Origin of the sequence: Litchfieldia sinesaloumensis (assembly GCF_900156865.1) — a bacterium.
GTDB classification, from domain to species: Bacteria; Bacillota; Bacilli; order Bacillales; family Bacillaceae_L; genus Ferdinandcohnia; species Ferdinandcohnia sinesaloumensis.
Map to the genome: position 1 here is coordinate 1,527,523 of NZ_LT732529.1, position 12,798 is coordinate 1,540,320.

Below are 12,798 nucleotides of genomic sequence, written 5' to 3' on the forward strand. Positions count from 1 at the left end.
AATATAGGTTTTAGATATTAAATTGTAACGGCCTTTTACGAATATAATTATATAGGAAAATAATTCCGTTTCACACTATCTTTCTCTTTATTTGAAAAATATTCACCATTTTTAAAAGATTAAATGTAAGGCTACTTTTTATGGATTCCCTTATTTTTTCCTTTTCTTGAACAGTTATTGCACAGTAATTTTCAAATACTAAAAGTAATCAGTACTTAAAATGAATAACCAACAATCCGCACCTTTTCATTGTTCCAAATCTGCCCTAACCTTAAATCCTCTACCTTCCTACCATCCCCAACATCCACTTCAGTAAACAACATCCCCTGTACCTCAATATGACTCTCTTCCTCTAAATAATTCTCTTCTTCATCCTTCACAAATTTCATATAATCAATTAGCTCCCGCAATCCCGTAATCGCATATTCCACTCTCGATGTATGTTTTACCTCTCCAATAACAACCTTTTTGAGTTCCTTTGAGCTACTATTATAGACCTCAACAATAATATCTGGCCTTCCACTCCAAAAGGTAGTCCTGTCGATTCCTTGCCCAAAGATCTCTCGTGCAAGTGTGTCTACTTCAGTAGCGGAGGCAAGTTTTTTAACGATATAGGGGTGCTGAGTTCGCGCAACCTCTTCTGTTGTGATTTGAAACTTGATTTTCTCGGAACCTGATGAGTGTAACCGTCAACCCAAAATGAACATTTTTTGCTCATTTACATTGAACACTTCTTGCTACTCAAAAATCTTTTGTTGATGTTTTAACCTGTAACTTTCGTTATCCATATGAATGATTTCTACACGGTGTAACAGTCTATCTAATATCGCTGTCATCATCCCCTGATTTCCTACTAATTCTGTCCATTCCTCGGGACTTCTTTTTGAAGTTAGAATGATCAAACTTTGTTCATATAGCTGATGGATTAATTGAAAGATGGTTTTATTAGGGTGTTTTTCTTTATATTCATAAATGCGTAATAACAGTCTTTTCTACTCTGATGGATAGTAAATTTGAAACAAAATCCTAAAGTTGTTCCACGTATGGAGGATATTCTTCTCATATTCATCATTGACTTGAGATTTGTATCTATCAAGGTCTTCAACATGTAGTTATTCTTCCTCGATATATTGATTGAAAGCGGATTTTATTGACCTTTTCAAAATTACGATAAAACTCCCGACGCTCTACTAACTTTTCTTTTAGTTCAATGAGGGACAGGCCCTCTGACCGTGGAGGTGTAGACAATGAAAATCATATCTGAAAACAAGGGAATACCAAGGATTGATACTGAAAAATATATTTTAAGAGGCATGACGGTCCAAGATGCTCCAGCGTTATTTACGTTTATGAGCGATTCTGTGACAATGAGATATATTACTCCCCATCCTGTTCAATCCCTAGAAGAAATGGAAGAGAAAATAACCGGGTATCTTGAAAACTTTCAAAAAGCAAAAGAAATTCCGTGGGTTATTGTCGAAAGGAAAAGTGGGAACGTGATAGGCATGTTTCGATTCCACAAACTACATATGTGGCACAGGAAAGCAGAATTGGGAGCTGCTATACACACTGAATATCAACAAACCGGGGTCATGACTGAAGTTTTAAAGAGGATGTTAATGTTTGGATTTCAGGACCTTGGATTAAATCGAATTGTTGGAGATCTTTTTGCAGAAAACAAGGGTTCTAAGAAGTTAATGGAAAAATTCGGTTTCCATAAAGACGGAAAACTACGGCAAACAGATTTTGACGGTATAAGATACCACGACACAATCGTATATTCCATGTTAAAAGAAGAATTCGACCAGCTAAATCAGAGCTAACCAGAAAGGTGCCTGACACCGCTGCGGTAATACTTTACAGCACTGGGGGTCCGCATTGAGGGTCAGGCACCAAAATTCACCAAATTAAAGTAATCACCATTACCGACTTCACGAAAAGCTAGTTTGTTATGCCAGACAACATCGTATTCATCTTCAGGGTTTGGAAAAACATTTTCAATCAACCCTTACGCTCTACTTCAAATTGAAAAAGTAGTTCTAAGCTTCATTGTGGTGTTCCGCAGAAGATTTCTCTAAATTCATGCGGCTATTCCATATTATCAGGTAGAAACCAACGTAATCTGAAAGTTTCTGAAGACTCTATAAAAGCTCTCTTGAATTTCTGGTATCATAACCCCAAGTTGTTCTTCTGTTTGGATTATTTATACAGGAGTAGCTGGTTCATCAATAATAACTTCTTGAACCTCTCCATCTAAATCTCTAATCCTAGAATAATATATAAAAACTTGTATGTTTTTGGCTTTAAGTAGACCTTGATTATGGAAGGATCGCTCACGTTATTTGAATAGGCTGCTTATTATTTTTATAACTCATGCTATGAGTGAACACCTTTTAGAAGAAGTTTCATTAAAGACCAAACCGACTTACCACCACTTAGAAGGAAAGTAATGTAAAAAAGCGAGTGCATTTAGCTCCCGCTTTTTTCATATTTTCATAGAATTTATTTTAAACCTTTGCTTTTCTTATATGTCTCTTGAAACACTTTATAAACAACATTATCCTTAATAGGATTAGTTAATTTGAATCCGAATTGACTACTCGCCCAAACAAAATCTCCATCATTGTTACTCACTAATTCAAGGTTATGTATAATAGCAGTTGCAGCAATTAATGCATCTGGACCTTTTGGAACCTTTCGACCTGCTAACTTAGCTTTTCTTCGAATTTCGCCAGCTTTCATTGCAATTCTTTCATCAATTTGGATGATTTCATCTGTCATTAAATTTATGTATTCTTCTCTGCCTTCTTTGATTTCAGGGTCAGTATCAATTTCAAAGTGAGACATAAGTTCCATTTGGACAACTGTATTAATGATTAATGTATCTTCATTTTAAACAGCATCTGGGTAGTTCATTTCATGAGCTGCCCAGATATTGTTATCAATCAACTTTCGACTCACGCTTCTTCCTCCTGATCATATTCTCTATTTGCGATACGAATAGTTTCTTCAACACCTTCAAGAGAAAAGCGATCAGCACTTCCGGCTAACTTTTTAGATAAAGCTAATTTTTCTTCTTTAGATAATCGTTTCTTTTCTGGCTTAATCACTATTTCATTCTCCTCTTCAACAAGAACCCTAATTGCTGGTTCAACTTCAAAGACCATACCGGGTCGTCTTCGCGAACGTGCAAACTCTTTTAAGTCATTAAAATCACTTTTAGTAATTTTAAATTCATCTTTAAGCGGCATAGTATTTCCCTCGTTTCAAAGTGGTTTATTCATTATTATAACATTACATACTATTCCCTTCATCTGGAAAATGTAATCTAATATTGCCTTTTTATAAAAGTCACTTTCTAATTTGTATTTAATGGTGGATGTATACCATCTCTTACCGGATTTATTGGTACCTTTTCATCGTTTAATATTCTGCCAATCTTAATAAGGGTTGTAGGGCAGGCGCCTGCCACACACCCCCCCCCCGCCAGTTAATTTTACTATTTGTTAACTCAATTTTGTCCATAAAAAACACCAACAAACATTGATGCATCAACATTCGTTGGTGTTATACTAAAAGTTGCTCGGTTATTACAGAATGTATGGAGAACCAACTTTCTTATCCCTCCCCTAGCACACTATCCCTATAATTAACAACCCACACCCTATCTTCGTTCCAAATCTCCCCTAATCTTAAATCATCCCCTACCTTCCTTCCATCTCCAACGTCCACTTCAGTAAACAATATCCCCTGAACCTCAACATGACTCTGTTCCTCTAAATAATTCCCATCTTCATCCTTCACAAATTTCATATAATCAATTAGCTCCCGCAATCCCGTAATCGCATATTCTATTCGCGATGTATGCTTTACCTCTCCAATAAAAACTTTTTTGAGCTGCTCTGAACGTTTATCATAGATCTCAACAATAATATCTGGCCTTCCGCTCCAAAAGGTAGACTTGTCAATTCCTTGTCCGAAAATCTCTCGCGCTAGTGCGTCTACTTCAGCGGTGGATGCAAGTTTCCTAGCGATGTACGGATGATAAATTTGCTCGACCTCATCCGTTGTGATTTGAAACTTGATTTTCTCGGAACCTGATGAGTCATGATAAATCTTGAATGCATATTGCTCATTTTTCCACTCTGCGACAAGATTGTGTTTGTTTCGCCCGTCCATTATTTGAAGCTGTGCATGTTCTGTGTTTGCCTGGATGATTTTAATCACCCAATAGAGTTCAAATAACACATCTTCCTTTTCTGGCATGATAAAGGTTTCCTTTAACAGCTCCACTATATCCTCTTTATCAAGATTACCTTCCATAATGGAATGGTACTTGTATAAGATCTGACCCGCTTGTTTATATAATGGATTGCGATGTTTCATCGTATCGACAATCATCCGTGATGTTACTTTTTCCTCGTGCATTTGGATTCGTGATAAATAGACATTTTTGTTTATCATATGACCAATAATGTCCTTTAACGTCATCCATTCATCAAACCAGGCGTACTTTTTATAATGCTCCGTATCAATTTTTACAAATAAGATTGCATGTAGTACGTTAAGGACCTCTAGTAGAACAAGATTCTCTTTTATCGCGTATTCACGGCTTCGTTCACCTACAGAGTATATCGTTCTATCTGTAGCATTGATTCGAAGGCGTTCCTTCATTGTATTATGCCAGTTGATTTGCCCTCTAACATTCCCATAAGCGGTATCCTGCTGCACCTTCGTAGATGTTTTCAGTCTCCTAATGAGCATTGGCAGCTCTCTGACAAATTGTTTGACCTCTTCTTTTAATAGAAAATGCAGGTCCAATAGCTGTTCCACTTGCTCAATTTGCAAATCCGTCTTTTTTATAAATGAATTTAAGCCCACCTTGCCTGATTTTAAATAAATGACAAGGAAGTCGCTAATTTCTTCGATTAGTTGTTCTGCCTTTCGTTTCATGATTCACACACCTATAAATGGAAAAAGTCTTCAGCAAAATGTAGTAGATGTTCTGTGTTAATTTCTTGAATTGGCGTAAGCATTTCGATAAATCCACGTATTTCAGTCTCCATTAAGCCCTCAAATTGAGGTAAAACATAAAGTATAATCGCTGAGGTAAAATCCCCATCTTCAGTGGTGTATTTTGCGATATCTTCTATAATTGCTGGACCTATTTTTCGATAGTGATTGATTTGTTTCCATATGAAAGTAAGTGTTTCCGAGAAATCGTAGTCGACAATGCTCCACTTTTCTAAGTAATCATTCACAAGTTTCACACTGATATCCCTAGGTACTCCGATTGGAATAAAAGCAAACCGCCTCATAAAGGCATAACTCATTTCGTAAAGTGACGCTTTATCCATCGTATTCATTGTCCCAATTAAGCGCCAATCGTTTGGAAGGATGTATTCATAATCATTTGGAACAGCTGTCTCATCTTCCCCTTGTGGACGGAGCAACACAGAATTGCCACTTGCTGCTTGAAAGTTGAGTGTTACTGGATCACCAGTTAGCGCAGAGAATAAGGCTCCAAATGCTTTATCGATATCCGCTCTATTCATTTCATCAATGATTAACCATTTATTAAGGGGTGCTTTGGTTTCCTCTTCTTTAAAACAATCAAGGAAAATTCCCGGGTGAAAAGTCAGCGTTCCATCGCTGTTTGGTCGATATCCCCCGATTGTTTCGTACGTTGACCATTCTGAAGTCGCGGTTGTCAGTTTATAAGGCACTTCTAGTGACTTACAAATTTCTTTTGCTAGTTTTGATTTCCCGGTTCCAGGTGGTCCGGTAAAAACAATATGTTTGCCATTTTTTAGTGCGGTTTGGACTTGTTTTAAGATTAACTGTTTATCTTCAAAATGTAGATGTTGAACCTCGATTTCTCGTTCGAATTCGACTGTTGGTATATCTACATATTCTTGATTATCGGTCGGTATTGTTAGAGTATGGTGAACTCCATTTGTAAGGACTTCACTACGGGCACCTTTATCAAATAACGCCTTCTCCAAGGAGGAAATATTGTATTTCCGATATGGGGAGCGCACATGAGTTGCAAATCTTTCTTTCATATAATTTGCTGTTCGACTATAAACAGCTTGAAAATGCTCACTTTTAATAAACTCGTCAAACGGGATATATGTTAGTGCTATTTGTGTTTCATGTTCTTTTTGAGTAAATAATTGTTTCTTGTAGGGTGTATCGATTACATCCTCTTCAATCAGAGTTACCACCATGATGAGATTTCTATCACTATCCCGATAAAAGCCTAGCAATAGCCAATTGCAAAAATCGATATGCAATTTTCGTTTTGATGGTAAAGTGACCGCAACCCTTTCATCACCAGCTTTGTATATGCCCAATTTTCCGACAAGTTTATGAGCCACTTCAAATACTTGCTCTGCCTGCTGTACAGAATCAAAGATTTGGGTAAACGAAGGATGAAGTTCATTTTGACCTTGATTGGTGTTTCCTATTGTAAGTCGATTCTCTTCAATAAATTCACCGGCTACTTCAACGAATTTTTCTATCATTTTCTCATAGGTGAATTGTTCCTCGATGTTAGAGGCTGCTTCAAGATTTTCCTGTCCTCGTTTTGGGTGTGAGGAGCCAAAATGGAGTCCATACTCTACCCCATTTTCGTCGATTTCTAAAAACAATTGAGCTGCCGCCTTGTGATTTTCCATACTCTTAGGATAGATTGCCATCCAACAACCTGTACCACCTAAATTCCGGCTACCGTTAAAATCAAAAATAACCTTATCTTCCATACATTCGATGTCTTTTAACGCATCAATGTTCCGAATCGCTCGATGAATGGTCAGTAGTTGGTACGTCACAGTATCCTTAATGGTTGGATAGTATATTTGGAACATTATGCTAAAGTTGTTCCACGTATGGAGGATATTCTTCTCATATTCATCATTGACTTGAGATTTGTATCTCTCAAGGTCTTCAACATGAAGATGTTCTTCCTCGATATATTGATTAAGTAACAGAAAGCGGATCTTATTGACCTTTTCAAAATTACGATAAAACTCACGGCGCTCTACTAACTTTTCTTTTGGTAGAGCTTTAATCTGTTCCAAGAAGAGCTCGTCGTCTTCTGAGAAAGCGTGTAGTTTCTTTGCGATTGAATGAAGATAAGAAATTCCACTCTCTACCTTAAGCTTGTTGTACTTCGTCAGGCAGAAGAAAAAATCTTGTACGTCTAGCATATGTAGCTGTGGGTCCGAGTTCGCTAAAACTTGTCTAGTAGTTGAACAAATATCAAAGTAGAACGAGTAATTGTCGCTTATTGAACCCAACTTCTTATTAATTCCAAATATCTGTTTGATTTCTTTAAAGATTTCTTCCTTATATAAAGGATATTTTCTATAATCATAAGCAGCTAAAAGATACCCAAACAGTGGAGCACCCAACTTAAGCTGCGGATTATACATTTTTCCTTTTTCATAGAATGTTTTAATTCTATCAGTAAGTGGTGCGTCCTCATTCACGTACAATTGGTTTAATAGATCAGCGACCTCTTTCGGAAGATTCGTTGCATAATCAACTAAATCCGCCGTATTGTTCCAATGAACAAAGCTCCCTGATGTTGGATTACTCGATTGAAGCTTTTTCGTGATCTCAACAACCGTATCTTCAGTAATTGATATTTCTCCGAAATACGAGTTTAATTCAGATAATACTTTAATTTTATAGCTTTCATCATAGTTATCTGAGCGCTTAAATCGCTGAAACCGGTTATAAGCGATGGCTATGTATTCAGCGTTCTCAAGTACCTGTCTCACTTCGTGGAATTGCATAGTTATCCTCCCTGGGACATAGGGACAGGTCCCGTGTCCCAAAGAAGGTCACAGAACCTGTCGCCTTGTCGTATTTATCTCTTTCTATTTACCAATCGTTTTCCTCATATTTCTTCGTCATTAAAATAATCCGTATCAATACGTTTCACGATAAACTTCTCATATTCTGAAACACCAATGTCATAATCAATCATAAGTTGAGTAAGCCGCTCGCCATCAATGAGCACAATCTTTTTTTCAATCACTTTTACGTACTCTTTTGCTTCATTTGAAAATCTGGACGTTGTAATAAACACGCCTTTCTTAGCTCTTTGACCTTCTAAGCTACCTGCAAAGGCTTGTACATCTGGCCTACCAACTGTGTTATTCCACCTTTTTGCTTGGATATAAATGACATCTAGTCCCAATTTATCTTCCTTTATAATGCCGTCAATTCCCTCATCTCCACTTTTCCCAATCGCTTGACCAGCATCACTTTTTGAACCACCATATCCCATCGCAACTAATAAATCGACGACTAGTTTTTCAAAAAATGATGGTGAACATTGCTTCACCGTATTTAATATTTCAGTCGACAACTCATCCCGCAAGCGTTTGTAACTCTTTTCTAAAATTTCTTCTGGTGTATCATTATCGTGAACTTCAGTCGAAGCTTGAACTTCTGTATCTTCAGCGCTTGAAAGGGAACGAAATTCCATAAATTCTTCAAATTGGGTTAAATATTTGATATTGATGTACTGGGGATTGCTTGCTAGCACCTCTAATCCACGTGATGTGATCACAAACCTCCCCCGTGAAACTGTTCGAAGTAATCCTGCTTTTTGTAAATAAGTCTTCGCCCAGCCCACACGATTATGAAACGTTTTTTGCGATCCACTTGGTAATACTTCATTTAAATCCTCTTCCGTTAATTGAAATTCCGCAGCAAGTTGCTTGTAAATATCCTTTAACAAATGTTCATTTCCGTCTTGTAGTGCCTTTAGTAATGGCAACATAATCGTTTGATAATCGGGAACAGCCATAAATCATACCTCCAAAAGCTAATATATCTTGTATTGTAACCAGAACATTGATTTTCAAATGGATTGATTTGTTTTGATTTGAAAAGCTGCATATTAACAGTTGAATTCGCACATATTTTAGTAAATTGTGTAGCTAAGTATTCAAGTTGTTTAAAAAGTATAATTTACTTTACAATTTTCTCATTATTGCCTTTTGTTGTTGGGAATTTCTGCTAAAATTAAGAAAGATGCTCTACAACTAACGAAGCAAAACAGTAAAAAAAGAGATAAAATAAAGTTTAATTAGGGAGTGGGAAATTGATCAGGAAAATACTAACAGTTACTTGGAATTTGGTTTCAGGAGTTTTTGTTTTGTTTTTCTCACTGTGGATGAGCGGACCAGGCATAGCAGAAGATGACACACCAACTTACAGATGGTATTTTATGTTGTTATTTGTTCTGTGGGGAATTGGTGTTATATTGCAGTTTAAAAAACGAACCAGGGTTATTGGAATTATAATAACATTCATTCCCACATTGTTTTTCTTGATACTACTAGTGATGGCAGCCAGTCATTAATATTTGTTACCACTTAAGGGTGGTTTCGTTAAGTGAAAATCACCCAAGATACACCTTACTTATCGAAGGCATAGGTTATTAGACTTTGAAATAAATAAGCTATGTGACTCCGTTATGTCACATAGCCCCCGTCCTTCATTTCACAAAATACCCCGCTATCGCCGGAAACACTAAATGCTCCTTCCGCATCTCCCAGAAAGTCGTCAGTTTATGTTCTCGTAGGAGCTGTGTATTAAGAGAATACGGGTGACAATTGAGTGGTGTTTGGTGATAGGTTTTGACAAACAATTCAATGGCCTCTTGTTCGTAGTGTGCAAAGATAAAAACGAATTCTCGTTTATTCTTCTTTAGTGAATACACCCCGACTTTATGGAATCCTAATACATTGTTTTCAATCATTTCCCTTACTTTCTCATGATCAGCCAGATTAAGATCCAAGTGAGAGGCATCGTCTTCTAATGAAGCTTTGCCCTCTTGGAGTAAATGATGAATATAATGTGCTAGACTGACTTCTTCATAGCAAATCGCGTCTATGTATAAATCTCTTACCTTCATGTCGTTCTCCCCTTTTGGTACGAGGGCCCTCCCCCGCCACTATTCTAACAGCCCTGTATATTCGTTGTATTTGACTTGAATGGTTCCGACTGGACCGTTTCGATTTTTTGAGACGATGATTTCTAAGAAAGGATTGTCTGTTTCTTTGTCATAATACTTTTCGCGGTAAAGGAATAGGATCATATCGGCATCTTGTTCAACGCTTCCTGATTCTCGGATATCAGACATCATTGGTCGTTTTTCTGCTCTAGTTTCCACCGAACGATTTAACTGTGCCAAACAAATCACAGGACAATTAAAATCCTTTGCCATTGTTTTTAGATTCCGGGATATTTCGCTTACCTGTAGATGAGCATTGCCACCGTAAACATCCGTTGAGCGGATTAGGGTTAGGTAATCGATAAATATAATCGGTTTTAATATTGGATATTGATGCATCATTTTTCGTGTCTTTGCTCGCATTTCAGAAACGGTTTGACCTGCACCATCGAAAATTTGAATATTGGTTTCATTGAGATAGCCAATGATATCTGCCCAGCGGTCCTTTTGACTTTGGCTTAGCATTTTCTTAGGGTCCCGCATTTTTAACCGATTGTAGCCGCCTGTTGAGGCGATTAATCGTGTGGTGATGAGTTTTTCAGGCATTTCTAGTGAAAAGACAATCGGCAAATAACCTGCCCATCCCACTTGCTTGGCAAAATGCAGCATCACATCGGTTTTTCCCATCGATGGCCTTGCTGCTAGAATCGTAACCTCACCATCCTGGAACCCACCTGTCATCTCATCGAGCTGGTGAATACCGGTAGTGGCCGTTTTTGTAACAGCCTTTTCCTCCCAAGGTGCTTCATACATGTGGACCAATGCCTGGTTCAAAGATGTATGATCACTCATCCGCACCTCATTGATATTATCCAATTCGCTAATGACTCTTGTAATCTCCCAATTTCCCATGGTAGCGAGTGCCAAGATATTCTTCTTTTCCCGCTCTTTCCAAAGTTCAAGAATAAGAGCCTCAAACTCTTCAAATTTCTCAACATCTGCATGTGCAAGTAGACTCGACATATAGGACATGCCACCAAAGTTCTCGAGGTCTGACATCGTGGTTAAGGAAATCAGATCAATGCTTTTCCCAGCATTGCTAAAGTCAACCATCCTCCGCATGAGTTCTTGATGTGTGGTTCCCTCTAGCTGCTCAGGCTTAATAACCGTATCTTTGATTAAATAATTGGCCTTAATCAGGCATCCTAAATAGGCAGTCTCTGCAAAATTCATTGATCCTCACCTGCCGTTGGGTCAAATTGATAATTACGAGGAATCGCTCTACCTGTCTGTGTAGTTTTAGCAACTGGTTGCTTGTTTTCCTGATACAAATCAATCTCTTCTACTGTCAGCAATGATTGATTTTCCCAGTTGTTTAGAATACCAACCACATAGTTTAGCCTCCGCTTATTATTGGCACAGGCAATGTCCATCGCTTTTAGAATGACATCTTTCGGATTCAAAAAGCTCGAATCATCTAACCACGATAACAATTGCTCCTTCGCATTCAAATTGTTTAAACCAAACCCATTTTGATCCCAACATGCCACAACCTCTTGAATCGCCTCTGTCTTAGACTCATTATCTATATCTGGGTAAAGAACTTTTTGTTGTTGTTTTTCTTTTTGTTTTTCTTTTTCTTTTTGCCCACGAGTCGTCCACGTATCGTCTGAACATGCGTTCTGGGACAAAGGGACAGGTTCCTTGTCCCAGTCCGATTTAGTTTCAAAGAAAGATTCATAGAGGTTATAAATTTCATGTCGATCAATGTTTTCAGCTACATATTCAATCAGCGAAGCATCCTCCACTTCCTCTAGTTCTGACAACACACAATCCATAACCGGCTTTCCGCCTTTATGTAGATTGTATTTACCCCAGTTTTTGATTGCGATTTCCCTCGTTTTCGGATTGTAACGGATAATCTGATGGTGGTTGATGAAGCGATCCATTAACGCATGAAGAGTCTCAATGGAGTAACCCATATCAAAAGCCATTTCTTTTTTCGTGATGCGATAGATTCCGATTTGGGTTGTATGGGGATTGGTCAGGAGATACAAGAAGAAATATTTATCCTCTGGTGTCATTTCCTCTGAAACGACGGGGTTTTTCCAAAAATCAGTTCGTACAATTCGATACTTTGCCATTCTATTCACTATCCTTCCTTTGGGGCGGAGACTCCTCGCACCAGTCCAGGCGTCATTCAGTGGGATAGCATGCCTGGAGCTATATCGTATATTTGAACTACCCCTCAATTCAGTTATAGTAAGGGGTGTACGAAAAAGGGGCATCTGGAAATGTGAAAGGTTTGTGACGAGGAAATTTTGGAAGGATTAACCCTACCATCAGTTATTCTGTTATTGGTGAAGAAATCGATATTGAAAAAGAAGTAGAATCTGATTATCTCATTGCAAAAGAAGTAAATGAAATCGTAAAAAAACATTATGATATGGGTTTAAACATGATTACAAGCTATGGTCATTTACATAAACCGCACTGTGTATGGTGTGAAAAATGTGTCAGCTCCAAAAAGAGTGTTTGAATTTGGAGTTAGTACTTTTGAAGAAGCGAATTATCGCTTGCAATCAGATAGTCTTGAACCATTTAAAATAGAAGCAAAGAGAAATTATAACGAGCAGTATAAAAAGACCGATACAAAATAAAGTGTATCGGTCTATATTATCGTTGATATAATTAGGCAAAGTCCTCAGAACTTGTACTTTTGAGTCATTTGGGACACATGTTGCTTCTAGTCTATCAAACTGCTATGCATCTCACCCTCCGTAAATCATGGGACCGTGACGCCATTTCAAGCCGAAACGCGG

General features: G+C 37.7%; 13 protein-coding genes. 3 read left to right on the forward strand and 10 right to left on the reverse strand.

All coding sequences use genetic code 11. The features are described 5' to 3' along the window. Positions 1–215 precede the first annotated feature (215 nt). Both CZ490_RS22310 and CZ490_RS07550 read right to left on the reverse strand, forming a co-directional pair. Positions 216–389: a hypothetical protein gene (locus CZ490_RS22310; protein ID WP_159439924.1), complete on the reverse strand. Its 174-nt coding sequence runs from the start codon at positions 387–389 to the stop codon at positions 216–218. A gap of 348 nt (positions 390–737) precedes the next feature. Beyond that, positions 738–986, reverse strand: coding sequence for an ATP-binding protein (locus CZ490_RS07550; RefSeq protein ID WP_077618325.1), 249 nt, complete (start codon positions 984–986; stop codon positions 738–740). Between the two features lie 261 nt (positions 987–1,247). Between CZ490_RS07550 and CZ490_RS07555 the strand changes: the two genes are divergently transcribed. Continuing rightward, positions 1,248–1,823: a GNAT family N-acetyltransferase gene (locus CZ490_RS07555; protein ID WP_077618326.1), complete on the forward strand. Its 576-nt coding sequence runs from the start codon at positions 1,248–1,250 to the stop codon at positions 1,821–1,823. Positions 1,824–2,502: 679 nt separating this feature from the next. Here CZ490_RS07555 and CZ490_RS07565 read toward each other — a convergent pair. The 5 genes from CZ490_RS07565 to CZ490_RS07585 form a co-directional block, all read right to left on the reverse strand. After that, positions 2,503–2,877, reverse strand: a complete 375-nt coding sequence (locus tag CZ490_RS07565; protein WP_327078417.1) for a type II toxin-antitoxin system VapC family toxin — start codon at positions 2,875–2,877, stop codon at positions 2,503–2,505. A gap of 80 nt (positions 2,878–2,957) precedes the next feature. Continuing rightward, a complete protein-coding gene (locus tag CZ490_RS22630) occupies positions 2,958–3,251 on the reverse strand; it encodes a hypothetical protein (protein WP_234987188.1) in 294 nt (97 codons plus the stop codon). A 367-nt stretch (positions 3,252–3,618) separates the two neighbouring features. Then, positions 3,619–4,953: a hypothetical protein gene (locus tag CZ490_RS07575; protein WP_077618328.1), complete on the reverse strand. Its 1,335-nt coding sequence runs from the start codon at positions 4,951–4,953 to the stop codon at positions 3,619–3,621. Between the two features lie 11 nt (positions 4,954–4,964). After that, a complete protein-coding gene (locus CZ490_RS07580; RefSeq protein WP_077618329.1) occupies positions 4,965–7,802 on the reverse strand; it encodes an AAA family ATPase in 2,838 nt (945 codons plus the stop codon). Between the two features lie 104 nt (positions 7,803–7,906). Continuing rightward, positions 7,907–8,824 carry a restriction endonuclease gene (locus tag CZ490_RS07585; RefSeq protein ID WP_077618330.1) on the reverse strand — a complete coding sequence of 306 codons (918 nt, stop codon included), beginning with the start codon at positions 8,822–8,824 and terminating at the stop codon, positions 7,907–7,909. 297 nt (positions 8,825–9,121) lie between these two features. Between CZ490_RS07585 and CZ490_RS07590 the strand changes: the two genes are divergently transcribed. Beyond that, complete coding sequence (locus CZ490_RS07590) at positions 9,122–9,382, forward strand: hypothetical protein (RefSeq protein ID WP_077618331.1); 261 nt, start codon at positions 9,122–9,124, stop codon at positions 9,380–9,382. Between the two features lie 135 nt (positions 9,383–9,517). Here the strand turns inward: CZ490_RS07590 and CZ490_RS07595 are convergent, their stop codons facing one another. From CZ490_RS07595 to CZ490_RS07605, 3 genes are read right to left on the reverse strand one after another with little or no spacing between them, the layout of a single operon-like run. After that, positions 9,518–9,937, reverse strand: a complete 420-nt coding sequence (locus tag CZ490_RS07595; protein ID WP_077618332.1) for a hypothetical protein — start codon at positions 9,935–9,937, stop codon at positions 9,518–9,520. Between the two features lie 39 nt (positions 9,938–9,976). Next, positions 9,977–11,209: a DnaB-like helicase C-terminal domain-containing protein gene (locus tag CZ490_RS07600; protein WP_077618333.1), complete on the reverse strand. Its 1,233-nt coding sequence runs from the start codon at positions 11,207–11,209 to the stop codon at positions 9,977–9,979. Further along, positions 11,206–12,120, reverse strand: a complete 915-nt coding sequence (locus tag CZ490_RS07605; protein WP_234987189.1) for a DnaD domain-containing protein — start codon at positions 12,118–12,120, stop codon at positions 11,206–11,208. The genes CZ490_RS07600 and CZ490_RS07605 overlap by 4 nt, the downstream gene beginning before the upstream one ends. Before the next feature lie 327 nt (positions 12,121–12,447). On the opposite strand from CZ490_RS07605, the gene CZ490_RS22315 reads away from it, so the two are divergent. Next, positions 12,448–12,636: a hypothetical protein gene (locus CZ490_RS22315; protein ID WP_234987190.1), complete on the forward strand. Its 189-nt coding sequence runs from the start codon at positions 12,448–12,450 to the stop codon at positions 12,634–12,636. Positions 12,637–12,798 lie beyond the last annotated feature (162 nt).